We start from the raw sequence: 23,218 nt of genomic DNA, 5'->3' as shown, positions 1-23,218 counted from the left end.
AGCGGCGAAGACGCTGCACGGGTTCATTGGTCAGGTCGTGGAACCCGGCGCACACATCATCACCGACGGCTGGCTCGGTTACGAAAATCCTCCGGCAAACACGCACGAGGCGAAGGTCGTCAGCGGCAAGAAGGCACACGAGATCCTCCACTGGGTCCACCGCGTGTTCTCCAACCTGAAAACATGGGCCAAAGGTGTCTTCCACGGCCTCAGAAAACGCCATCTGCAACGCTATCTCGACGAATTCGTGTTTCGCTGGAACCGACGGCGACACTTGCGCAGCGCGTTCGACACGCTGCTCGGGATCGGTGTTGGTCTCGGTCCCGCGACATATCGCGATTTCGTTGAACTGCGGGCCTGAAGGCCCTCGTCCCCACAAAAGCCGCCACCCATAACTCAGCATAGCGATCAAAACTGATCCGGGTCGCCTCTAAAGCCGCAGACGCGAGGTTCTGCGCCGCGTCAACATGTAGGCCGACCGGACTAAAAGGGATAAGCCTTTGCAACCAAATGGAGTTGTTGACCCGTGGATGTGCACAAGTCCTCAGTTCTCGCCGTGTTCGATGCCAAGCAACGGCTTGAGGTCCCTCTATTCCAGCGCCAATACGTCTGGAACGAAGAGCAGCAGTGGCTTCCCCTTTGGGAAGACATTCAGCGCAAATTCGTCGAATCGCTCGAAGGCCGCAAAGATGCACCCAACCACTTCTTGGGCGCACTGGTTCTAGATCAAAAGCAAACCCCAACGGGCCATGTTGTCGTTCGGCAAGTCATAGATGGTCAGCAACGTCTGACTACCCTTCAAATCTTTCTGGCTGCCTATCGGGACTTTTGTTCAATTCAGGCATGTAGCGACTTAGCTGCCGAGTGCGAAAAATTTCTGTATAATACGGGAATGATGACTGATTCAAATGTAGACCGTTTCAAAGTCTGGCCTACTCAATTGGATCGATCTCAGTTCACAGACGTCATTTCTTCCGGCTCTCGCAAGACTCTACTTGATCGACACCCCCTCCAGCGCAAGCCCTATGCGCGCCACCCAGAACCGCGCCCCCGGATGGTTGAAGCCTATCTATTTTTTTCCGACCAACTAGAGTCTTTCTTTCTAGGGGTGAACGGCGAGCCTCCACTCTGTGCCGAATTTGAAATTCATGCGCGCCTTGATGAGTGCTTCCAGACGCTTCGAAATTCTTTGATGGTAGTTGTGATCGATTTGCAAAAGGATGATGACCCCCAAGTAATCTTCGAAACGCTTAATGCGAGGGGAGAGCCTCTGCTTCCCGCTGACCTTTTGAAGAACTATATATTCTTTCGGGCCAGCCGCGCTGGACTTAATAGCGAGGAGCTCTATGAAAAGTATTGGTCAAGGTTTGATGACCACTTTTGGCGACAAGAAGTGAAACAAGGGCGCTTAGTCCGTCCGCGCAGTGATCTATACATGCAGCATTTTCTTGCGAGCCGTCAGGGCCAAGACATCCCAATAAAGCATCTCTATGTTGAGTATAGGCATTGGCTTGAACGGGAAAAACCGTTCTCGGACGTGACAGCCGAGCTTTCCACTTTGGCGCGCCAAGGTGATCACTTTAGGCGAATTATTGAACCTGCCCGGGGTGATTTCATATTCGGAGTTTGTAGTTTTCTCGACGCATTTGACATTCGCACAGCCTACCCATTGTTGCTTACGCTTCTCGAAGCAAATCTTGGCCACGACGAATGGAAAGAAATTTCGGGAGTTCTAGAGTCATATTTGCTTAGACGCGCAGTTTGCAATCTTGGAACCCAGAACTATAACCGAATTTTTTTGTCACTGACTCGGGCAGTTCGAACAGAAGGCTTTTCAGCAGAAACTTTACGACGGGCATTGATGGCTCAAAAGGGTGATTCCGGGCTTTGGCCAAACGATGCAGTGTTTAGAGAAGCTTGGATTCACAAGCCGCTTTACGGACCACTTAACAATCCGAAACTAGTTTATCTGTTTGGAAGGTTGAACCAAAGCTACATGTCTTCCAAGTCAGAGGCACTTAGTTTCGATAAAAAACCGTCCGTCGAACATATCATGCCCCAACAATGGGAAAAGAACTGGCCTTTGCACGGCGACGTTCTTGGTATGGACTTCATGCAACTCTACACGGCTGCCGAAACTGATCCGAGAGCAGTCGGATCGCGCGCCCGCAATATTGCCAAAGATACTCTTGGGAATCTCACGATTTTAACTACAGAGTTAAATTCGTCACAATCGAATCTCGCTTGGAACACGAAGAAGCCGGAAATGATGAAACACTCTCTCTTGCCGATAAATCTTTCCCTATTCGAAAAAGAGACTTGGAACGAGCAACAAATTGCTGAGAGGGGTGAGCAATTGTTTATTAGGGCGCAAAATCTTTGGCCCAGATAGAAGTTCATTCCTCTAATTATTCATCCGGCCCGATCAGGTCAGGCAGTTTCGTCGGAATGTCCTGCATGAGAACAAGCGCACATTCGACCGTCTCGCCTGTTATCTCAATTTGAAGCTGACCGGCAGGCACGGCATTGTCCCACGAAAAACTCGTGGTCAGGAAGGACAGGACGGCCTGCTTGTAATCTGTGTCGGGATTCTGAAGGTGATCGCCCTTCGTTTCCAGAACAACCACCCGGCCCTTGCCAGCATTGCCCCCAGTTGCGAAAATGAAGTCGGGATAGATGCGACCACGTTTCCAGCCCTGAAGCCCGTAGTCCGCGCGAGCGACGTTTCTGTGCCACCACTTTACAGCCGCTTCTCCGTCAAGGTGGACGGCAACGCCACGCTCTTCCTCGTTCAACTCGGCACGATAGACTGGCGAGAACAGGCTTCGCCGTAGGGCCGCACCATCACCCCCAGTCAAGTGCGGCGAACCTGCCGCCTCTGTCGTTTGGATAACGTGCGGCATTTGCCAATTCTTTTGACCGTCGATACGCAAGCGGAATTGGATCGTCCCCGCCGCCACCTCAGCCCTGAACAGCGCCTCAGCCCGCGAGTCTCGCTCCTTGTCGAGCGCCTTGCGCAGTTCATCAACGATCAAACCCGAAGCCGCTCCGATCTTGGCGTCGTCAAATCCGCGCTGCCTTAGAACGGCTAGGACCTTTTCGACAATCTCACGCGCCACAAAAGGGTTGGGCACTAGATCAGAAATGACCCGCACCGCATAGGCTGGGTCAAAGCGTAGCGCCTCTAGCCCCTTCGCCACCGTCTCACCGGCAAAGTGCTCTTCGCCTGCCGTGGTCAAGCTGATGCGCTGAAGCTGGGATGCAACTTCCTTCGGGTTCTCCGGCAACGTCTTGGCCATCGCAGACGGGTCATAGCCGCGCCAGTCGATAACCGACAGAAGGTCCGTTTCATAATCGAGGTCGCGCATCACAGGCCCATCGGCCCTCAAGACCTTGGGCAGATAGATTTCGACCGTCTTGAAGTCTGGGCGACGTTGAACAGGGCGCGGTATACCTGCCCCGCCTACCGGGCCACCTTGCGCCACAGTCAGCACCAGATCGGCCAGCCCATCTTTTTCCAGCCCGTCCTTGATCGCCCGCACCACTCCTTCCGTGCCCGCGTGGTGTGTCACCACATAGCATTCGTCGAGAAGGGGGTTGCCGGTCTTCAGCGCATGCGGTTGCCGAAGCACACGGCCCACAAGCTGCGTCATGGCCGATAGGTTGGACGCCGCCGCGAGCGAGCACAGCACATAGGCAAAGGGGCAGTCCCAGCCCTCTTGCAGCGCCGCCTTGGTCACGATCACCCGCACCCGGTTCGTTGTCGAAAGCAGGTCTTGGTTCTCCGCTTGGCTCAGGTCGTTCTGTTCCGCCGTCTTGATAGCCACCGCTGCATCATCAAGCCCAGCCTGCAACAGCCATTCCCGCACGTCTTGGGCGTGTATATGCACACCGTCGCGTTGGTCTTTCCCGGTCCGCTCTACCTGCACCAGCATGATAGGGCGGATATAGGTCAGGTCGCCCTTTTCGGCCCTGTAGGCATCAGCCGCCACCTGCAACGTGTTCAGCGTGGAAAGCGCCGCTGTCAGTGTCGCATGCCAATCTGTCCCATGCCGCGCGTCGAGATTCAGCGGCATTTTGATCATGTCTTCCGCGTGTAACTCTCGCCCGGTGACTTCCACCAAGAGGTTCGCATACCGCGCTGGGCGCGGCATAGGGGCACCACGCGCCGCCACGTCCTTGGGCGTTGCCGTCAGTTCCAGAACGAAGATCGGGTTGAAACCATAAAGCGTGTCATAGGCCACCAGAGCCGGGCCGATATTGGACAACCCAACTTTGGCTGCCTGTCGGACGAACTGCCAGCCCAAAGCCAGCCAGATCGGAGTCCCACCAAGTCTCCGGTTTTGCCGGGACGGACAGACCGCTGATGGACTTGCGAGACAACTTCATGCTGGGCATTTCGCGTTCCTTTCGAGGGCTTCGGTGATGACTCGCCGTTGCGAGTCATCACCGAGTCATCACCAATCACTGAAACGCTAAGATAGGCGATGTGGCCATATGATACAATATACATAATTATCAACAGTTTAGTGCAACTCCATGCAAGCCCAAGAGACCCTGTGAAACGCAGAATGTGAGAATGGCATTCAAGAGGTCGGGAGTTCGATCCTCCCTGGCTCCACCAAATTTCTAAACCAAAGCAAAATGGCCTGCCTTTCGGTGGGCGTTTTGGTTTGTGAAACGGCTCGGGTGGGTGGGCAGGGTGTCTGGCGTGGCCTTTGTTTTTGCGGGGGCATCGCAGTTTGCAGGGATGTCCATCAGCGGCAGTTTCATTCCCCGCTGGGAAGCACTTGTGCCCATCGCGACATTTGAGGGATTTTTCCACAACATGTTGTGGCCCCATGCCTATAAGTTCAGATCACGTCTGATTCTGAGATCACTTTGCCCCATCAGTCGCAGGTCATGCAGGTGTGGTGCGGCTTGCGGTGGTTGCCCTCGCAAGCCGCGCGGGGCAGCTCATCCTTGCTTGGCCTCAAGCACCGCAAGCCGCGCCGCCAGTGCCACGTTCTCCTCACGGGCTTTTTGCGCCATCAGGCGCACCGCGTCGAATTCCTCGCGGGTGACGAAATCGCGATCCGCCAGCCAGCGATCCACAAAGCCCTTCATCGCGGTTTCGGCTTCGGATTTGGCACCCTGTGCCACGCCCATCGCATTGGTCATCAGCTTTGACATATCGTCGAAGAATTTGTTTCCGGCCGTCATCTGGGGCCTCCTTTCGATTAAGTCTTATATGATCCGCCAAAGGCCTGCGCACAAGATGGCGATCTGCCGCAATCCCACGTTGACATCGCCCCGCCGCTTGCCGACAACGCGGGGGAAATCGCAGGAAGCCCCATGTCCTATATCCCCTTCCCGAACCTGTCGCCCGATATCTTCTCGATCCCGCTGGGGCCGATGACGCTGACCCTGCGCTGGTATGCTTTGGCCTATATCGTCGGGCTTTTGGCGGGCTGGAAGCTGATCGTGTGGATGATCAACACGCCCCGTCTGTGGTCCGGCCCGCCGCCTCTGACGGCTGAGGCGGTCGAACGCCTGCTGACTTGGGTGATCTTCGGCGTCATCCTCGGCGGGCGCTTGGGCTATGTGATCTTCTACCAACCCGACCATTTCTTACAAAACCCGTTGCAAATCCTGCGGGTGTGGGAGGGAGGTATGTCGTTCCACGGTGGCTTCCTTGGTGTCGCCATCGCGGGCATCTGGTTCTGCAAGCGCGAGAAAATCGCGATGCTGCCGCTGGCCGATCTGATGGCCGCCGTAGCGCCGATCGGCCTGCTGCTGGGCCGCTTGGCCAATTTCGTGAATGCCGAGCTTTGGGGCCGCCCCACCGATCTGCCCTGGGGCGTCGCCTTTCCGGGTGAGGCCGCGCAAACCTGCGAGGGCGTGCTGACCATCTGCGCCCGCCACCCCAGCCAGCTTTACGAGGCCGCATTGGAAGGCATGCTGCTGTTGGTCGTCCTCAGCTATCTGATCTGGCGGCGCGGCTGGCTGAAAACACCGGGCAAAATCGCGGGCCTGTTCTTCGCAGGCTACGGCATCGCGCGCTTTCTGGTCGAATTCGTCCGCCAACCCGACGCGCAATTCGTCTCGGAGGGCAACCCGCTCGGCCTTGCGCTGCATGCCGCAGGATACGGTCTGACCATGGGGCAAATCCTGACCCTGCCGATGATCGCCGCGGGCATCTGGTTCATCGCCAAAGCCAAACCCACCCCAGCAAACCCCGCATGACCCCCATCGCCGAACTGCTGATCCGGCGTATTCAGGCGACAGGCCCAATCACCCTCGCCGATTATATGGCCGAATGTCTGCTGCATCCCGAATACGGCTATTATTCCACCCGTGACCCGTTCGGCGCTGCTGGCGATTTCACCACCGCGCCCGAGATCAGCCAGATGTTTGGCGAACTTCTGGGCCTCTGCCTTGCGCAAACTTGGCTCGACCAAGGCGCGCCTGCCCGCTTCACCCTCGCCGAACTCGGCCCCGGTCGTGGCACCCTGATGGCCGATGTTTTGCGCGCCACCAAGCGCGTTGCGGGCTTCCACGCCGCAGCGCAGGTGCTGCTGGTGGAAGCCTCCGCCACCCTGCGCGCCCGCCAGCGCGCCACTCTGGGCGATTATCCAGTGCAATGGGCCGACCAGCTCACGCTCGGTGAAACTCCGCTCTACCTGCTCGCCAATGAATTCTTCGACGCCCTGCCGATCCGGCAATTCACAAGGCACGGCCAAGGCTGGGAGGAAACCCTGATCGGCGTCACAAACCACCGCCTGAGCCTCGGTAAATCCCCCCCCAGCCAAATTTCCCCGCTGGACCATCGCCTTGCCGACACCAAACCCGGCGATATCGTCGAAATCTGCCCTGCCGCTGCCCCGATCATGCAGACCATCGCCGCCCAAATTGAAACCCACGGTGGCGCGGCCCTGATCCTCGACTACGGCGATTGGACCTCACGCGGCGACACGTTCCAAGCGCTGAAGGCGCATAGCTTCACCGATCCCATAGCGCAACCCGGCGAAGCCGATCTGACCGCCCATGTCGATTTTGCCGCCCTCGCTGCGGCCTGCACATCCCATGCCTACACCACGCAAGGCCAGCTTCTGACCGCGCTTGGCATCCACCAGCGCGCCGTCCAACTGGGGTTAAAACTGACCGGAGATGCCCTTGTCCAGCACAATGCCGCCACGCACCGCTTGACCGCGCCCGAGGAAATGGGAAGGTTGTTCAAAGCCCTCGCCATCACCCCCTCTCACGCCCCCAAGCCCCCCGGATTCGCCTGATGCTTGAAATCATCACCTCCGATGCCCTTACCCCCCGCCACGGGTTTTTCACCCGTAAGGGCGGGGCCTCTTCCGGGATTTTCGCCGGGCTGAACTGTGGCACCGGATCGACCGACCAAGCCGACGCCGTGGCGATCAACCGTGCCCGCGTCGCCGAGGCACTGGATCTGGCCGCCGATCACCTCGTTTCCGTCCACCAAGTCCATTCGCCCGATGCCCTGCACATCACAGCCCCGTTGCGAGTCCGCCCACAAGCCGATGCGATGGTCACCGCCACGCCGGGACTCGGCCTTGCGATCCTGACCGCCGATTGCCAGCCCGTGCTGTTCGCCGATGCCAAAGCCGGGGTTATTGGCGCCGCCCATGCCGGCTGGCGCGGTGCGAAAGACGGTGTGCTGGAAGCGACGCTTGTGGCGATGGAGGCGCTGGGGGCATCTCGTGGCCGCATCGCCGCCGTGATCGGCCCCTGCATCAGTCAATCCGCCTATGAGGTTGGCCCCGAATTTTTTGAAGCCTTCACCGACGACGATCCTGAGACCCGCCGCTTCTTCGCTCAAGGCCAAGCCGACCGGATGCTGTTTGACCTGCCCGGCTATGGGGTGTGGCGGTTGCGTGCGGCGGGCGTCGGCCGTGCCGAATGGACCCGGCACTGCACCTTCTCAGACGCCTCACGATTCTTCTCGTATCGCCGCACCACCCATGCGGGTGAGGCCGATTACGGCCGCCTGTTGTCGGTGATCCGGCTTTAACCCAGCGGCCCGCGCCACAATTCAGCCCAAACCCGCTGAAAATCTCCTTAAACTCCACCGATTCCGGTCCAACCGCCGCCGCAAACTTCCGGCAAATTGTCTCCAACGCATGAACAAACCTGCAAGGGACAAGGGCCATGAAGAAACAACGCCGCTGGATGAAATCCGCCATCGCAGCAAGCGCCGAGCCGCAAGTGTGCCTGCCTTGGGCACGCGGCCAACGCCGCCGCCCCGAGGCAATGGCTGTGGCGCTGAAAGCCGCCACCGCCAAGCCGCGCGCGCAGGCTGCCCACTGATCTATCGCCCAAATCTGGGCCCGATTCGTAAAAAAGGCCGGGGACAACCCCCGGCTTTTTTTGATTTTCGGCGCACAACGCCTGCATTGCACCTGCAGCGTGGACAATAACGGCAACGACATGAAGATCGCGTCATAACTGCATATCAATTAAGAATAAACTTTGACAACAGGGCGTGTTTCCGCCATGTTTGGCCTTACAGATGTCCCTCTGTGAAAACAGGCGGTGGCGGGCGTGGTAAGACCCCTCAAAGGCACCCCCCTCAGCGCACCAGTTCGGCAAATGTCGGGCTGCGGATGATGCTCAGTTAAGGCGGCCCTGGTGTTCTCTGACACCATCAAGGGGCCGCCTAAACATTTGTGCAGACCGCTGGCCAGCAGATCGAATTCTGTCACAGAATTCGGCACGTTTTCTGACTTCAGAAAACGCCCCCTCCTGCCAATTCAGGCGTGCTTGGCCAGCCGCGCTTCCAGCACATCAAACGGCAGTCCCGGATCGTCCTTGGCACAGCGGATCACCAAGGATGTTTTCACATTCGCCACATTCTCGGCCTTCAAAAGCTGCTCGGTCAGAAAAGACTGAAAGCTCGACAGATCGGGGGCCACGCATTTCAAGATGAAATCAATCTCGCCGTTCAGCATATGGCATTCACGCACCAATGGCCACGCGCGGCAGCGGCCCTCAAAGGTTGACAGATCCGCCTCGGCCTGACTTTGCAGCCGCACCATCGCGAACACCTGCACCTCAAAGCCCATTTCGCGCGCATCAATATCGGCGTGATAGCCCTTGATATAGCCCGCCTCCTCCAGCGTGCGGACCCGGCGCAGGCAGGGTGGTGCTGAAATCCCCACCCGGCTCGCGAGTTCCACATTGGTCATCCGACCATCCGCCTGCAATTCAGCTAAGATTCGGCGGTCGATCGGATCGAGTTTGCTGCCGGCCATATGGGCCTCCTTTTTGCCTCGTATCTATGCCTGTGCCCTGCGCTGCGCAACATTCTTTCACAACCGCGCAAGATGTTTTCGCAAAACACCCGCTCTCCGCACAATTCCGTCCTGCGTTTGCCAGCCCTTCCCCCGCGCGCGGGCAACGCATATATCAAGCGTCACACGATTCCGGGGATGCGCCATGACCACGACACGCCACAGTAAAGTTCTGATCATCGGCTCTGGCCCCGCAGGCTATACCGCCGCAGTTTACGCCGCCCGCGCCATGCTGGAGCCGATCCTGGTGCAAGGTCTGCAACCCGGCGGGCAGTTGACCATCACCACCGAGGTGGAAAACTGGCCGGGTGACACCCATGTGCAAGGCCCCGATCTGATGGTGCGGATGCAGGGTCATGCCGAGGCGATGGGGGCGGAAGTGATCTCGGACTACATCACCAGCCTTGATCTGCAAAACCGCCCGTTCACCGCGCAATCAGACAGCGGCACCACCTACACCGCCGATGCGGTGATCTTGGCGACGGGGGCGCAAGCCAAATGGCTGGGTCTGCCGTCGGAAGAAAAATTCAAAGGCTTCGGCGTCTCGGCCTGCGCCACTTGCGACGGTTTCTTCTATCGCGGCAAAGAAGTTGTTGTGATCGGCGGCGGTAATACGGCGGTCGAAGAAGCCCTGTTCCTGACCAATTTCGCCACCAAAGTCACCCTGATCCACCGCCGCGATACGTTGCGGGCCGAGAAGATCATGCAGGACCGTCTGTTCAAACACCCGAAGATCGAAATGCTGTGGAACTCCGAGGTCACCGAAGTCTTGGGCAGCGACGCCCCGGCTTCTGTCACCGCGGTCCGTACCCGCAATCTGAAAACCGGAGAAGTGAAAGACGTACCCTGCCACGGCTTCTTCGTCGCCATCGGCCATTCCCCCGCTTCGGAATTGGTCAAGGATCAACTGCCGCTGCATGAGGGCGGCTATGTGCAGATTGGGGCAGGCTCGACCCGCACCGCCATTCCGGGCGTCTTCGCGGCAGGCGATTTGACCGACCATATCTACCGCCAAGCCGTCACCTCTGCCGGAATGGGCTGCATGGCCGCGTTGGATGCCGAGCGTTGGCTGCAAGAGCAAGCCGAGAACGACGGCGTCGCCGCATAAACAAACCCGCATGCCAAACAAAAAGCCGCGCATTTTGCGCGGCTTTTTTCATATCGAAAATACAGTGTTATACCGGGTTGAGTCTGATCTGTCTTCAAAGCCGTCGGAGTGGGAAACGCTTCCCAGCGGGGAACGACTTGTGCTTTTGCTCGATTTGAGCAGGTATTTTTACAACATATTGTGGTTTTGCTGCGTATTGTGATTTAGGGCATCGTTAAAGAATGATGCGACAGATCCGGCGCGACTTATAATTACTTTGCGCCAGATCCCCCCGAAACGGCTTTAATGCGCGTTGACCGGCGCCATATCGTGCTGACGTGCCAGCGAGAACGCCAGATCGCGGTCAGCGACCAGCGCCAGTTGTTCGCCATCTTCGCCATGCACGGCATAGACGGTTTTCATGCCGTTGATCTGTGCGCGCACCTTTTCGGGCAGGCTTTCCACCGCAATCGGGCGCACATACACGATGCGGTTTTCTGCCGCATCAAGGCCGTCAAATTTCACATCCATCATCATCTCTCCTTATTTGCGGCCAATACGAATGGTCTGCACAATGGTGTCGGGCACCATGCGGCGCAGGTCGATGTGCAGCAGCCCGTGATCAAGATCAGCCCCCGCCACTTCCACGCCATCGGCCAAAACGAACGAGCGTTGAAACGCCCGCGCTGCAATGCCGCGATGCAGGAACACCCGCTCGCCCAGATCATCGCTTTGCCGCCCGCGCACCACCAGCTGACGGTCTTCTACCGTGATCGCCAGATCTTCATCGCGAAAACCAGCAACGGCCAGGGTGATGCGGTAGGTGTTCTCGGACGTGGCCTCAATGTTGAACGGCGGATAGCCTTCCGAGGCAGTTTTGGCGGTACGCTCCACCAGCCGTTCCAACTGTTCAAACCCCAGCAGAAACGGGTGCGAGCCGAAGGTAAGTTTCGTCATAACCGATGCCCTTTGCAACAAGCGACATGAGAGGTCAGGCCCAGACAGCGGCACATGACCATTTTAATATGGGGGCAGCGGCGGATGCCTACAAGGGACGGATTGCGCAAGAAAAGTGACGCGCTGATGCAGAAACGTTGCGCGGAATTTGGGCGAATCACTGTATCTTAAAGGCAAGCCATAAAGACTGGATTCGGTCCTGCCATGAATGCCTCCTCCGAGATGAACTTTGAAGACATGCTGCGCGTGAAGCTGGAAGTGCTGCGGCGTGAGCATCGCGATCTGGATGAGGCGGTTTATGCGCTGGAAACCGCAGGCCGCCCGGATATTCTGACGCTGCGGCGGCTGAAAAAGCAGAAATTGCAGATGAAGGACCAGATCGTGTGGATCGAAGATCTGCTGATCCCCAATATCATCGCCTGATCGGTCAGAATGGTGCGTGAAAAGCGCACCCTACCCCTGATGTTCCGGCTTTTCCTTGCCTCCTCCGCCTGCATTGCTATGAAGCGCTGTGAAATCAGCCGGAGTTGCCAATGTCTGTTGATGTCGGGATCATCATGGGAAGCCAGTCTGACTGGCCAACGATGAAAGAAGCGGCGCTTGTGCTGGATCAGCTTGGCATTTCGTATGAGACGAAGATCGTCTCGGCCCATCGCACCCCCGACCGGCTTTGGGCTTATGGCAAAGCGGCGGCAGGACGTTTGCAGGTGATCATCGCAGGCGCGGGCGGGGCGGCGCATTTGCCGGGCATGATGGCTTCCAAAACCCGCATCCCCGTGATTGGCGTACCGGTGCAGACCAAAGCCCTGTCGGGCGTCGATAGCCTGTATTCCATCGTGCAGATGCCGAAGGGCTATCCGGTGGCTACTATGGCGATCGGTGCCGCTGGCGCTGCCAATGCGGGCCTGCTGGCTGCCGGGATTCTGGCGCTGCATGATCCGGCTTTGGCGGCCCGTCTGGATGCGTGGCGCGAGGCCCTGTCCGCCTCGATCCCAGAGGAGCCGAAGGATGAATAACCTGCCACTTGGGTCCACAATCGGTATCCTTGGCGGTGGGCAGTTGGGCCGGATGCTGTCGGTCGCGGCCTCTCGTCTTGGCTACAAAACCCATATCTTCGAGCCCAGCCAGAACCCACCCGCCGCTGATGTCGCCCACACCCTCACCACCGCCAGCTATGATGACATCGCCGCTTTGCAGGCTTTTGCCGCTTCGGTCGATGTGATCACCTATGAGTTCGAGAACATCCCCACCGCCGCCCTTGACGCGCTGGAGGCCCTGCGTGAAGTCCGCCCCAATCGCCGCGCGCTGGCAATTTCTCAGGATCGTATTCTGGAGAAAGACTTTCTCACTGGATTGGGGCTGAGCTGCGCCCCCTATACCGCCGTGCAGACCCTGCCCGATTTAGAGGCTGCCATCGAAAAGATCGGCACGCCTGCGATCCTGAAGACCACCCGGCTGGGCTATGACGGCAAGGGGCAGGCCCGGATCAGGAACGCCTCTGATACGGCCGAGGCGCATGCCAGCATGGCGGGGGCGGCTTGCGTGCTGGAAGGTTTCATCGACTTCAGTCACGAGGTTTCGGTGATCGCGGCGCGGGGCCTGGATGGTTCGGTCGCCTGCTATGATCCGGGTGAGAACGTGCATCGCGATGGCATCCTTGCCACCACCACCCTGCCCGCGCGGCTGTCGGCTTCGATGCGGTCGGATGCGATCCTGCTTGCGGCGCGGATATTGAACGCGTTGGAGTATGTTGGTGTGATGGGGGTGGAGTTGTTTGTCACCCCCGCCGGGCTGATCGTGAATGAGATCGCGCCGCGGGTGCATAATTCGGGGCATTGGACGCAGAATGGCTGTGCTGTCGATCAGTTTGAGCAGCATATCCGGGCTGTCGCGGGGCTGCCGTTGGGCGATGGCGGGCGACACTCGGATGTGGTGATGGAAAACCTGATCGGCGACGATATGGATCGGTTGCCGGAATTGCTGCGCGAAAATGATTGCGCGGTGCATCTTTATGGCAAGGCCGAGGTGCTGCCGGGGCGGAAGATGGGGCATGTCAACCGGGTGATCCGAAAGGCGTAGCGTCCACGCATGGACACAGACGCCACGAAGGGAAATCAGGGACTTAACAGGGTTTCATTCATACTTTGTTAAGCTTTGAGCCTGGCTCAGGAACACACCACCGCGATCACCATGAACTTGCAGGTTGGCTTTTTCTTCACGGGTGCTGCGACAGCGGGTTTTTTCTTGGTTGTGGTGGCCGCGACTTTTTTGGTGGTTGATTTCTTCGTGGTGGCCTTCGGCGTGGTCTTGGTGGCCGATTTCACCGCCACAGCGGCCTTTTCGCAGGTCTTTTCCGGCTCGGCCAGCAAGGTGCGATACACCGCTTCGCTTGGCTCCAATTCTCCGGGTGGCACCTTTTTCGCCTCATAATACGCGGTCATGGCGCGGCGCGAACCATTGCCCCAATCGCCATCAACCCGCATCCCATAGCAGCCGATGCGGTCGAGTTCGGTCTGCACGCCCAAAGCCAAATTCTCGGGCAGGGCTGCGTTCAGGCTGCGGGTGTCACTTTCCAAAGACGCCAGCTGATCATCGCCCACCCCTTGGCCGATCACCGCAATGCCACCCGGAGGCGCAAGTGCCGTGCTTTGATCCGCCACCACTTCAAACGCGGGCAGCACGTCTTCGGCGGCAGCAACTTCGGCCACCGGCGGCACGAAGAAGAACTGTTCACGCAGCGAGGATTGCTCCCACGGGGTTTGCTTGCCGCTGGTTGCAGTTTCCACATCATTGCGCACCGCGATCATCAGATCGGAAATATTCTGCCCCGGCTTGGCGATATGGGCGAGCAATGCAGCGGTAAACGGGCTGTTCACCGCGCCTTCGGTCTTGTCCCAAGCCACCTGCCCCGGCGCTGTGGCAAAGGCGACGTAAGTGCCCGCGCCACCGTCAAACTGCGCCAGACCGCCCGCTTCGGCAGCGCTGCGCACGGCTTCGGGCAGCGGGTTGTCGCGGCAGGCATCGACGAACAGCAAAAGCTGATTGGTCTTGCCTTTCAACGCTTTGGCAATGTCGTCCAGCCGCCACGTTTCGGTATCCAAAGCCTTGGCATCGGCCAGCCGCGCATTGACCGGCACCAGATGGTTGACGCCGTCTTTCTGAAACGCGTGGCCCGCGTAGAAGAACAAAACCGTATCGGTCTCATCGACCTGTGCGGTGAAAGTGCCCAGCACCGCCTGAAACACCGCAGGGCCAACGTCGGTGAGCAAAGTCACCTCAAACCCCAGATTGCGCAGCGCATTTGACACGCCTTGCGCGTCTTCAACCGGGGTATTCAGCCCCGGCAGCACCGTGTAAGCCTGATTGCCGACCACCAACGCCAGCTTGCGACCCGCAGCTTCCGCAGCCGCTGGCAGCAGAGCCAGCGTCAAGATGCCAAACAGGCAAAGCCGGAAAAAATGCCCGAGTCGATCAAACATCAGCACAACCTGTTTCTGAAATCTGCAAGAAGTTTAACCGAAATTGCGCTTTTCGCAAAGTCTTCTGTTTTGCTGCCGCGCGGCTTACGCTTCGGGCGAGTCGGTGTCGATGCCGCCCGCCAACCGCAAATCCCGGGCGGTACGGGCCAAAGCCTCGTATCGTCTGCGGAAGGATTCCAGCGCGCGCTCGTCCAACTCCTCCAGATCAAGCAGCGCGTTGTGCGCGCCTGTGGTGGCGCGGATCAACTCATCCAGTTTCAACTGGATGGCTTGGGTGTCACGGTTCTGGGTGTTCTGGATCAGGAATACCATCAGGAAGGTGACGATCGTGGTGCCAGTGTTGATCACCAACTGCCATGTGTCTGAAAAGCCGAACAAAGGCCCGGTGATGATCCAGATAACGATCACCCCGCAGGCCAGCAGGAAGGTGCTGGGTCGCCCGCAGTAGCGTGACACTGCCTTTGCGAGCCCGGCATATCCCAGACCCGTGCGTCCTAAGCGTGCCATGCGTTATTCCTTGTTAAAAGCGATGCGCAGCGCATCGGTGTAGCTGAGGTTATGATCAAACTGCCCGGCGTCCAGAAAGATCAGGGTCTCGGCGATCACCACCGGGTTCAGCATCATGAAGGTATGGGTGACGGGCAACTCGATCTGATCTGCCATCCCTGCAAGATGCGTGCTGGCGACCGAAACCTTGCCATCATCGGGGCCGGGTATCACCACCGAGGTGATCGGGTTCAGCGATTGCGTGCCCGCGATCACGCCGACGGCGTAATCCGGCTTTGGCAGTTCCTGCGGCACAGCGCCGGGGTCGGTGCCAAGCTGCAACCCTGCCGGGCCGTTCATCCACCGAAACGCGCCGATCTCTCCAAAGGTATCGACCAGCTCTGATCCGTGATTGGGGGGGCCGAGCATCACCACGCGGCCCATCACCTCGGGTTTGTGGGTGGCCAGCCAATAGCGTGCAAGGATGCCGCCCATCGAATGGGTGACGAAATCGACGCGCGCACCTTTGGGGCATTGCGCAACGCGGGCACCAACGCCTGCGGCGAGTTCGGCAATCGGCGCTTCGGTGGACGGATAGCTTTCGTTGATCACAACATGGCCCTTGGCCTCCAGCGCGGCTTGCATCGCGACCAGCGAGGTTTCGGTGCGCGCGAGGCCATGCAGCAGAACCACGCAATCGGCCTGAGCAGGGTTATTCTGCGCAAACGCCGCGAACAGCATAAAAATCATCGTTTTTGTCATGCTGGCATTAAAGCGCATCTTATGTGCAGGGCAAGTGGGGTTTGCAGCTTGTGCCCGAGCGGGGGGCTGGTAGAAATTGCACGTCCGGGGAGGCCCGGACATTCTCAGGGCGGGGTGCAATTCCCCACCGGCGGTAAAGCCCGCGAGCGCCTTTGGCTTTGGTCTTTCGGGACTTCGGCCTTGGGGTCAGCAGATCCGGTGTAACTCCGGGGCCGACGGTATAGTCCGGATGCAAGAGAATGCGCGCAGCCTCAACCGTTTTGCGGGGGGTGTTGGCGTGTCATGTCCCCCTGATTGATGTTGGTCTTGAAGGAGGACAGGCATGAATCAGTCGAATATCGCCCCGCTGAAAGGCGCGCTTTTCATGGTGCTGGCTGGAGTGGCCTTTGCTGCCGCCAATGCGATCACTTGGACCGTGACCTATAAGATGGGTTTCAAACCGCAATCGGATGCGTTCTGGCAATATGCCATCGCCACGCTGTTCTCGCTGCCGTTCATCTGGCGGCAAGGAGTGGCGAGCATGAAGACGGGGCATCCCTTTTTGCATGGGTTGCGCATCCTGCTGTCGGTGCTGGGGGTGCAGGCGTTTACCCAAGCTTTCGGCGCAGGTATGGCGCCCTGGCATGTGGTGGCCCTGGTGATGACCTCGCCGTTCTTCGTGATGATCGGGGCGGCGGTGTTTTTGCGCGAGCGGGTGGCGGCGAACCGCTGGCTGGCGGCGTTGATCGGGTTTAGCGGCGCGATGATTCTGCTGCGGCCATGGGAGGGGGCTTTGACGCTTGCCATGCTTTACCCGATCATCGCTGCGATCTGCTGGGGCGGGGCCTCGTTGATCACCAAGCGGCTGACCGCGACCGAGCCGCAAACAGCGATCACGCTATGGCTGTTGCTGCTGCTGACGCCGATCAACGGGCTGTTCTCGCTGCACGCCGGGTTTGAAATTCCAACCGTAACTGTGCTTGGCCTGCTGATCCTTGGCGGGGCGATCATGTACGCGGCTCAGCATTTCCTGACCCTCGCCTATGCCAGCGCCGATGCGGGGTTTGTGCAGCCGTTTGATGATCTGAAGCTGTTTTCCAATATCGCGGTCAGTTGACTGGTGCTGGGCTTTGCACCCGAAGGTGCCTATTGGTTGGGCGTGGCGCTGATCCTTGCGGGCTCGATGTATCTGCTGTGGTCGGAACGGCAGGGGCAAAACCATCCCGTCACAGTATAGGCCCTTGACCTTGCGGCACCGGGGCATCAGCCTGACACCATGTCGAAACGCCCCACCCGCCTCGCCACCCGCGCGCTGATCTTGCATGAGGATCGGCTGCTGTTGGTCAACGCCTATCCCGGCGCGAGATCAGACCTGTGGTGCGCGCCGGGCGGCGGGGTCGAGCCCGGCACCTCGCTGCCGGTCAATCTGGCGCGCGAAGTGCATGAGGAAACCGGACTTTCAGTGACCGTAGGCGCGCCCGCGTTGATCAATGAATTCCATGACCCGGTGTCAGGCTTTCATCAGGTCGATATCTTCTTTCGCTGCACCATCACCGCAGGGGCGATCAACGCCAGCTGGCGCGACCCCGAAGGCGTCGTCACCCAACGTCGGTTCTTTACCCGCGCCGATCTGGAATCGGGCCGCATCCGCTTTAAGCCCGACAGCCTGATCGCCACCGCTTGGGGCATCGGCATCCTGTATGACCCGCTGGAAGTCATCGTGCGATGAGCGGTTATCGTGAGTAGGGCTTTCGTCAAAGAAGGCGACGGCACGCTTGATCCGCTGCCCGATCTGCCACAATCGCCGCATCCGAACTACGTCACGCCCCGAGGCCTGAACGCCCTGCAAGCCCGCCTGCGCGATTTGCAAACCACGCTGAGCGCCCTGAAATTCCGCCTCGAACGGCTCGACAAACTGCCTGAAGCTGCCTGCGAGCGTGACATCCGCTACTTTGAGTCCCGTCTGCGCTCTGCCATCCTGATCGACCCCGCCACCCTGCCGCTTAGCGAAGTGGCCTTTGGTCTCGCCGTGACCGTCGCCGATGATCACGGCCAACAGACCACCTATGAGATCACTGGCGAGGACGAGGCCGACGCGCGCCTGCACCGCATCACCCCGCAATCCCCGCTCGCCCGCGCCTTGATCGGCGCACAGGTCGGCGATGAGGTTATATGGCGCAAACCTTCTGGCCCGGTCAGCCTTGAGATTGTCTATATTACCCATTCCAATCAGTAAGTTATATTAACATGGCGGTGATCACTTTGATCCCATCATTCGAAACACCAAACAGACCCTCCGGGGGGAGTATTTCAAAAAGAGCAACGCGAAAGTAGCGTTCAAGCCCTAAAGTCATCCTCTGCGCTTAAACATCCGCATACCCACGCCTGCTCTGCACGCTGACCTTACAGAACCGGCACCCACCGCGCGCAAGCGCTAAAAGGTCTTGCGGCGTAAGCCGCGCTATAAGGTCACGTCTGTAGGCCCAAACGCGCCGCCAAAAGAAAAGGGCGCAGCTTGCGCCACGCCCGTCCCGATCTTCAATCCAGAGTACTGGATTACATCATGCCGTCCATGCCGCCCATGCCGCCCATGCCGCCGCCCATGCCGCCGCCATTGCCTTTAGGCTCTGGACGATCCGCAATCATCGCTTCGGTGGTGATCAGCAGCGATGCAACCGAAGCTGCATCTTCCAGCGCGGTCCGCACGACTTTCGCCGGGTCGATCACGCCGAATGCGAACATGTCGCCATATTCTTCGGTCTGTGCGTTGAAACCGAAGGTCACGTCGGTCGACTCGCGCACTTTGCCAGCCACAACCGCGCCATCAACACCGGCGTTCTGTGCGATCTGACGCAGCGGAGCCTCCAGTGCTTTACGGACGATGTTGATGCCGTTGGTCTGGTCCGGGTTCGCCCCAACCATACCTTCCAGCACTTTGCCAGCCTGGATCAGCGCCACACCACCGCCAACAACGATACCTTCTTGCACGGCCGCACGGGTCGCGTTCAAAGCGTCGTCAACACGGTCTTTGCGCTCTTTGACTTCGATTTCGGTCATGCCGCCAACTTTGATGACAGCAACGCCGCCCGCCAGTTTCGCCACACGCTCTTGCAGTTTTTCACGGTCATAGTCCGAAGTGGTTTCTTCGATCTGGGTGCGGATCTGCGAAACACGGGCTTCGATCTCGGCCTTGACGCCCGAGCCATCAATGATGGTGGTGTTGTCTTTGGTGATCGAGACTTTCTTGGCTTTGCCCAGCATGTCGATCGTGACCGACTCCAGCTTCATGCCCAGATCTTCCGAGATCACCTGACCGCCGGTCAGCACTGCGATGTCTTGCAGCATGGCTTTACGACGATCGCCAAAGCCCGGAGCTTTCACAGCCGCGATTTTCAGACCGCCGCGCAGTTTGTTCACGACCAAAGTCGCCAAAGCTTCGCCTTCAACATCTTCCGAGATGATCAGCAGCGGGCGCTGCGATTGGATCACGGCTTCCAGCAACGGCACCATTGGCTGCAGCGACGAGAGTTTTTTCTCGTGCAGCAGGATCAGCACGTCTTCCAGATCGACAATCATCTTGTCAGCATTGGTGACGAAGTAAGGCGACAGATAGCCACGGTCGAACTGCATGCCTTCGACAACGGTGGTTTCGGTTTCCAGACCCTTGTTTTCTTCAACAGTGATCACGCCTTCGTTGCCGACTTTCTGCATCGCATCAGCAATCTGACGACCGATTTCAGCTTCGCCGTTGGCCGAGATGGTGCCAACTTGTGCGACTTCTGCGGTGTCTTTCACGGGGCGGGCAGCCGCTTTGATCGCAGCCACAACCTTGGTGGTCGCCATGTCGATGCCGCGCTTCAGATCCATCGGGTTCATGCCAGCTGCAACAGCTTTCATGCCTTCTTTGATAATCGCTTGCGCCAGAACGGTCGCGGTGGTGGTGCCGTCGCCAGCCTCATCATTGGTGCGGGAAGCGACTTCCTTCACCATTTGCGCGCCCATGTTTTCGAACTTGTCGGACAGTTCGATTTCTTTGGCAACCGTCACACCGTCTTTGGTGATGCGCGGAGCGCCGAAGCTCTTGTCGATCACAACGTTACGGCCTTTCGGGCCAAGCGTTACTTTGACAGCGTCAGCCAGGATGTTCACGCCGCGCAGCATGCGGTCGCGGGCATCGGACTCAAAACGTACGTCTTTTGCAGCCATGATATGGACTCCAGTCTAAGATGTTGAAAAGTAAAGCGTAGGGTGGGGTTTCACCCCACCACCCACCCCTTAGGAAATGATCCCGAGGATATCGCTTTCTTTCATGATCAGCAGATCTTCGCCGTCAAGTTTCACTTCGGTGCCCGACCATTTGCCGAACAGGATCTTGTCGCCGGCCTTGACCGAAGGCGCGATCAGCTCGCCACTGTCCTTGCGTGCGCCCGGACCTGCCGAGACGATTTCGCCCTCAGCCGGTTTTTCTTTGGCGCTATCCGGGATGATAAGGCCGCCCTTGGTTTTGTCTTCGCCTTCGATACGACGGACCAATACGCGGTCATGCAGCGGTGTGAATGCCATCTGGTTACACTCCCTTGAGTTTCCAGGTTTGAATAAGATTAGCACTCGTATTCACTGAGTGCTAACGAGGCTAGAATTAGGCGTTGTGCCTCTCACAGTCAACACCCGACTGCGCGAAATTTTTGCGACAGCCGAACAGATCGGCGGCTGACTTCCGCCTTGGCGGCGTGGTTCGGGCTTGGCCTTGCAGCTTCAAAATGCAACGCTTGTGCCACCTCCAAAAGCAGGACGCCATGCGCCAAATTTTATCTATAGTCATCGCCCTGTTGGCCATAACCGCCCCTGCCTTGGCCGAATGCAAGGGTCAAAACCTGATCGCAGACCTGTCGCCTCAGGCGCAAACCGCCCTGCGTGCCGAGGCCGCAAAACAGCCCTTTGCCGTCGGCAATTTATGGCTGGCCACCAAGGGAGCCGAGAAAATCACCCTCGTCGGCACCTATCATTTCGACGATCCGCGCCATGCCACCACATTGGCCGCCCTTGCGCCCGTATTGGCCAAAGCCAAGGTCTTGCTGGTCGAGGCAGGTCCAAAAGAGCAGGAATCGCTGAAAGCCCGCATGGCCGACGACCCCTCCCTGATCGTCAACACGGATGGCCCCACCCTTGCCGAAGTGCTTGCGCCCGAAGACTGGCAGCACCTGCGCGCGGCAGCCTCGGCGCGCGGCGTGCCCAGTTTCATGGTTGCGAAATTCCGCCCGTGGTATGTCTCGGTCCTCTTGGCAATGCCGCCCTGTAGCATGGACCTTGCCGCGATGCCCGAAGGTCTGGACTCACAACTGATCAAAGCCGCCAGTGCGCGTGACCTGCCCGTCGAGGCGCTGGAACCCTATGACACGCTGTTTTCGATCTTCGGCGGCATGTCGCAACCCGAGCAGATCGACATGATCACCTCGGCTTTGGCGCTTGAAGATAAATCCGCCGACATGGCCGTCACCCTTGCGGATGCCTATTTCGCCGAGGAAGGTCGGCTGATCTGGGAGTTTTCCAAGCTGCAATCGCTGCAACTGCCCGGTTTCACCCCGGAACGGGTGGAGCGTGAATTTGCCGTGATGGAAAAGCTGATGATGAACGACCGCAACCAGTCCTGGATTCCGGTGATCACAGCGGCAGCCGCGAAAGGCCCGGTGCTGGTGGCGTTCGGTGCGCTGCATCTGTCGGGCGATCAAGGGGTGTTGAAGTTGTTGCAGGATGATGGCTATACGATCACCCGCCTGTCCCTTACCCCGTAAAGGTTTGTTATGAAATGATTGCTGATGTTTGTGGTTATCATTGCGCTCGCCGTTCTCGGCACCGGTGGCTATCGCTATTACGCTTGGGTCAACAATACTGCAGGGGCTGCCGACCCCTTTGATGAAGTGGGCATCGACTTGCATAAGATGATGCCGGGCTTTGTGCAGGATTGGGGTTGCAGCCAGTTGAAATCGCATTTTGGCGACAAAACCCTGCCGCCTTATGGCTGCCAGTCGGAAACCGATCCGGCGCAGTGGCCGTAAACGCGTGCGTGCCCGCGGCTTTGCGACCCCGTGACAATTCCCCCCCCTGCCCCTATAAGCCGGGCAAAATCCCATCGCGAAGGCTTGCCCCATGACCACTCTCGTTTTCGGCCACAAATCCCCCGACACCGACGCCACGCTGTCGGCAATCATCTGGGCTTGGTATCTGACCAATCTGCGCTGCGGCAATGCCGAGCCGCGCCTGCTGGGACAGCCTAACACCGAAGCCGCCTTCGTGCTGAAACATTGGGGTTTCGCGCAGCCTGAAATCATCGCCGATGTCGCCGCCGGTCAGCAAGTGGTGATCGTCGATACCAACAACCCGGCTGAACTGCCGCCCTCGATCAACGAGGCCAATATCATGGCGATCATCGACCATCACATGCTGGTGGGTGGCCTGAAATCCAAAACCCCGATCAATGTGGTGATACGGCCCTTGGCCTGCACCGCCACCGTGATGCACGATATTATGGGTGCCGATCTGGCGAAATGCCCGCGTGAAATCAAGGGCGCGATGCTGTCCTGCATCCTGTCTGACACGCTGGAATTCCGCTCTCCCACCACCACGCCGCATGACCGCGCGGTGGCCGAGGCTTTGGCGGCGGATTTGGGCGTGTCGATCCCGGAACTGGCGGCTGCGATGTTCGCGGCGAAATCCGATGTGTCGGCGTTTTCCGATGTGGCTTTGCTGCGGATGGATAGCAAGGAATACAACGTCGCCGGGCGCGAGCTGCGGATTTCGGTGTTGGAAACCACTTCGCCCGCCACTGTGCTGGCCCGCAAAGCTGCCCTGATGGCCGCGATGCCCGGCGTGGCGGCGGAAGACGGGGCCGAGCAGGTGCTGCTGTTCGTCATCGACATTCTGCGCGAGGAAGCCACGTTGCTGGTGCCGAACGATCTGGTAAAGGCGCTGGCCGAAGCTTCCTTTGGCGTCACGGTGACGGGCGATACCGTGCTGATCCCCGGCCTGATGAGCCGCAAAAAGCAGATCATCCCGGCGCTGAAATTCTAAGCTGATACCGCCGGAACCGACGAGCCTCCGGCGGGTTTGCGATATTGCCCGGATATGGCCGGTTTCTGTGTCGTCAACCTCTCGAAACCCCTACGCCCTGA

General features: G+C 58.8%; 26 protein-coding genes and 1 riboswitch. Of the genes, 16 read left to right on the top strand and 10 right to left on the bottom strand.

Going from position 1 to position 23,218, the window contains the following annotated elements; translation table 11 throughout:
* Together ACP7AP_RS05055 and ACP7AP_RS05050 are read left to right on the top strand one after the other, a co-directional pair.
* Positions 1 to 361: IS1595 family transposase (locus ACP7AP_RS05055; protein WP_426032859.1), on the top strand; the 361-nt coding region annotated here is incomplete at its 5' end.
* Positions 362 to 526: 165 nt separating this feature from the next.
* On the top strand, positions 527 to 2,392 hold the full coding sequence (locus ACP7AP_RS05050; protein WP_426032857.1) for a DUF262 domain-containing protein: 1,866 nt from the start codon (positions 527 to 529) through the stop codon (positions 2,390 to 2,392).
* A gap of 16 nt (positions 2,393 to 2,408) precedes the next feature.
* On the opposite strand, the gene ACP7AP_RS05045 is transcribed toward ACP7AP_RS05050, so the two are convergent.
* Both ACP7AP_RS05045 and ACP7AP_RS05040 read right to left on the bottom strand, forming a co-directional pair.
* A complete protein-coding gene (locus tag ACP7AP_RS05045) occupies positions 2,409 to 4,085 on the bottom strand; it encodes a hypothetical protein (RefSeq protein WP_426032855.1) in 1,677 nt (558 codons plus the stop codon).
* 871 nt (positions 4,086 to 4,956) lie between these two features.
* The gene (locus tag ACP7AP_RS05040; RefSeq protein WP_426032853.1) at positions 4,957 to 5,202 is read right to left on the bottom strand and encodes an accessory factor UbiK family protein; all 246 of its coding nucleotides are present in this window, start codon (positions 5,200 to 5,202) and stop codon (positions 4,957 to 4,959) included.
* Positions 5,203 to 5,334: 132 nt separating this feature from the next.
* On the opposite strand from ACP7AP_RS05040, the gene lgt reads away from it, so the two are divergent.
* The 4 genes from lgt (at position 5,335) to ACP7AP_RS05020 (ending at position 8,316) form a co-directional block, all read left to right on the top strand.
* A complete protein-coding gene (lgt, locus tag ACP7AP_RS05035; protein WP_426032851.1) occupies positions 5,335 to 6,225 on the top strand; it encodes a prolipoprotein diacylglyceryl transferase in 891 nt (296 codons plus the stop codon).
* Positions 6,222 to 7,271 (top strand): class I SAM-dependent methyltransferase, encoded by a 1,050-nt coding sequence (locus tag ACP7AP_RS05030; RefSeq protein ID WP_426032849.1) that lies wholly within the window; start codon positions 6,222 to 6,224, stop codon positions 7,269 to 7,271. Before lgt ends, ACP7AP_RS05030 begins: the two co-directional genes overlap by 4 nt.
* Positions 7,271 to 8,020: a peptidoglycan editing factor PgeF gene (gene pgeF / locus ACP7AP_RS05025; RefSeq protein ID WP_426032847.1), complete on the top strand. Its 750-nt coding sequence runs from the start codon at positions 7,271 to 7,273 to the stop codon at positions 8,018 to 8,020. Before ACP7AP_RS05030 ends, pgeF begins: the two co-directional genes overlap by 1 nt.
* 137 nt (positions 8,021 to 8,157) lie before the next feature.
* Positions 8,158 to 8,316: a hypothetical protein gene (locus ACP7AP_RS05020; RefSeq protein WP_426032845.1), complete on the top strand. Its 159-nt coding sequence runs from the start codon at positions 8,158 to 8,160 to the stop codon at positions 8,314 to 8,316.
* A gap of 443 nt (positions 8,317 to 8,759) precedes the next feature.
* Here the strand turns inward: ACP7AP_RS05020 and ACP7AP_RS05015 are convergent, their stop codons facing one another.
* A complete protein-coding gene (locus ACP7AP_RS05015) occupies positions 8,760 to 9,260 on the bottom strand; it encodes an Lrp/AsnC family transcriptional regulator (protein WP_426032843.1) in 501 nt (166 codons plus the stop codon).
* Between the two features lie 184 nt (positions 9,261 to 9,444).
* Here ACP7AP_RS05015 and trxB point away from each other — a divergent pair, with 184 nt between their 5' ends.
* On the top strand, positions 9,445 to 10,407 hold the full coding sequence (gene trxB / locus ACP7AP_RS05010; RefSeq protein WP_426032841.1) for a thioredoxin-disulfide reductase: 963 nt from the start codon (positions 9,445 to 9,447) through the stop codon (positions 10,405 to 10,407).
* Positions 10,408 to 10,689: 282 nt separating this feature from the next.
* Here the strand turns inward: trxB and ACP7AP_RS05005 are convergent, their stop codons facing one another.
* Both ACP7AP_RS05005 and ACP7AP_RS05000 read right to left on the bottom strand, forming a co-directional pair.
* On the bottom strand, positions 10,690 to 10,920 hold the full coding sequence (locus ACP7AP_RS05005; RefSeq protein WP_426032839.1) for a DUF1150 family protein: 231 nt from the start codon (positions 10,918 to 10,920) through the stop codon (positions 10,690 to 10,692).
* A gap of 9 nt (positions 10,921 to 10,929) precedes the next feature.
* Positions 10,930 to 11,343, bottom strand: a complete 414-nt coding sequence (locus tag ACP7AP_RS05000) for an Hsp20 family protein (RefSeq protein ID WP_054007007.1) — start codon at positions 11,341 to 11,343, stop codon at positions 10,930 to 10,932.
* A 204-nt stretch (positions 11,344 to 11,547) separates the two neighbouring features.
* Between ACP7AP_RS05000 and ACP7AP_RS04995 the strand changes: the two genes are divergently transcribed.
* From ACP7AP_RS04995 to ACP7AP_RS04985, 3 genes are all read left to right on the top strand, one after another.
* Entirely contained in the window at positions 11,548 to 11,766 is a 219-nt protein-coding gene (locus ACP7AP_RS04995) for a YdcH family protein (protein WP_426032837.1), read from the top strand.
* A gap of 110 nt (positions 11,767 to 11,876) precedes the next feature.
* A complete protein-coding gene (gene purE, locus ACP7AP_RS04990) occupies positions 11,877 to 12,359 on the top strand; it encodes a 5-(carboxyamino)imidazole ribonucleotide mutase (RefSeq protein WP_426032835.1) in 483 nt (160 codons plus the stop codon).
* Positions 12,352 to 13,422: a 5-(carboxyamino)imidazole ribonucleotide synthase gene (locus ACP7AP_RS04985; RefSeq protein WP_426032833.1), complete on the top strand. Its 1,071-nt coding sequence runs from the start codon at positions 12,352 to 12,354 to the stop codon at positions 13,420 to 13,422. Before purE ends, ACP7AP_RS04985 begins: the two co-directional genes overlap by 8 nt.
* An 86-nt stretch (positions 13,423 to 13,508) precedes the next feature.
* Here ACP7AP_RS04985 and ACP7AP_RS04980 read toward each other — a convergent pair whose 3' ends face one another.
* The 3 genes from ACP7AP_RS04980 to ACP7AP_RS04970 form a co-directional block, all read right to left on the bottom strand.
* Entirely contained in the window at positions 13,509 to 14,822 is a 1,314-nt protein-coding gene (locus ACP7AP_RS04980) for a caspase family protein (protein ID WP_426032831.1), read from the bottom strand.
* Positions 14,823 to 14,906: 84 nt separating this feature from the next.
* Positions 14,907 to 15,329, bottom strand: a complete 423-nt coding sequence (locus ACP7AP_RS04975) for a low affinity iron permease family protein (protein ID WP_426032829.1) — start codon at positions 15,327 to 15,329, stop codon at positions 14,907 to 14,909.
* Between the two features lie 3 nt (positions 15,330 to 15,332).
* Positions 15,333 to 16,058 carry an esterase/lipase family protein gene (locus ACP7AP_RS04970; RefSeq protein ID WP_426032827.1) on the bottom strand — a complete coding sequence of 242 codons (726 nt, stop codon included), beginning with the start codon at positions 16,056 to 16,058 and terminating at the stop codon, positions 15,333 to 15,335.
* A 108-nt stretch (positions 16,059 to 16,166) separates the two neighbouring features.
* Positions 16,167 to 16,315: riboswitch (FMN riboswitch) on the top strand.
* Between the two features lie 77 nt (positions 16,316 to 16,392).
* Here ACP7AP_RS04970 and ACP7AP_RS04965 point away from each other — a divergent pair.
* From ACP7AP_RS04965 to ACP7AP_RS04955, 3 genes are all read left to right on the top strand, one after another.
* Positions 16,393 to 17,166: a DMT family transporter gene (locus ACP7AP_RS04965; protein WP_426032825.1), complete on the top strand. Its 774-nt coding sequence runs from the start codon at positions 16,393 to 16,395 to the stop codon at positions 17,164 to 17,166.
* Positions 17,167 to 17,325: 159 nt separating this feature from the next.
* The gene (locus ACP7AP_RS04960) at positions 17,326 to 17,778 is read left to right on the top strand and encodes an NUDIX domain-containing protein (RefSeq protein WP_426032823.1); all 453 of its coding nucleotides are present in this window, start codon (positions 17,326 to 17,328) and stop codon (positions 17,776 to 17,778) included.
* Positions 17,779 to 17,787: 9 nt separating this feature from the next.
* Entirely contained in the window at positions 17,788 to 18,285 is a 498-nt protein-coding gene (locus ACP7AP_RS04955) for a GreA/GreB family elongation factor (RefSeq protein ID WP_426032821.1), read from the top strand.
* 320 nt (positions 18,286 to 18,605) lie between these two features.
* On the opposite strand, the gene groL is transcribed toward ACP7AP_RS04955, so the two are convergent.
* Entirely contained in the window at positions 18,606 to 20,255 is a 1,650-nt protein-coding gene (groL, locus tag ACP7AP_RS04950; RefSeq protein WP_426032819.1) for a chaperonin GroEL, read from the bottom strand.
* 69 nt (positions 20,256 to 20,324) lie between these two features.
* Positions 20,325 to 20,612 (bottom strand): co-chaperone GroES, encoded by a 288-nt coding sequence (locus ACP7AP_RS04945; protein ID WP_054006994.1) that lies wholly within the window; start codon positions 20,610 to 20,612, stop codon positions 20,325 to 20,327.
* Positions 20,613 to 20,845: 233 nt separating this feature from the next.
* Here ACP7AP_RS04945 and ACP7AP_RS04940 point away from each other — a divergent pair, with 233 nt between their 5' ends.
* The 3 genes from ACP7AP_RS04940 to ACP7AP_RS04930 all read left to right on the top strand — a co-directional run bounded on the left by ACP7AP_RS04940 (position 20,846) and on the right by ACP7AP_RS04930 (position 23,117).
* Positions 20,846 to 21,841, top strand: coding sequence for a TraB/GumN family protein (locus ACP7AP_RS04940; protein ID WP_426032817.1), 996 nt, complete (start codon positions 20,846 to 20,848; stop codon positions 21,839 to 21,841).
* A 24-nt stretch (positions 21,842 to 21,865) separates the two neighbouring features.
* Positions 21,866 to 22,105 carry a hypothetical protein gene (locus tag ACP7AP_RS04935; RefSeq protein ID WP_426032815.1) on the top strand — a complete coding sequence of 80 codons (240 nt, stop codon included), beginning with the start codon at positions 21,866 to 21,868 and terminating at the stop codon, positions 22,103 to 22,105.
* A gap of 91 nt (positions 22,106 to 22,196) precedes the next feature.
* Positions 22,197 to 23,117, top strand: coding sequence for a manganese-dependent inorganic pyrophosphatase (locus ACP7AP_RS04930; RefSeq protein WP_426032813.1), 921 nt, complete (start codon positions 22,197 to 22,199; stop codon positions 23,115 to 23,117).
* Positions 23,118 to 23,218 lie beyond the last annotated feature (101 nt).

Origin of the sequence: Cypionkella sp. TWP1-2-1b2 (assembly GCF_049896245.1) — a bacterium.
GTDB lineage: Bacteria > Pseudomonadota > Alphaproteobacteria > Rhodobacterales > Rhodobacteraceae > Cypionkella.
The sequence above is the reverse complement of the archived record's forward strand: the minus strand, read 5'-3'. Positions and strand labels throughout refer to the sequence as shown.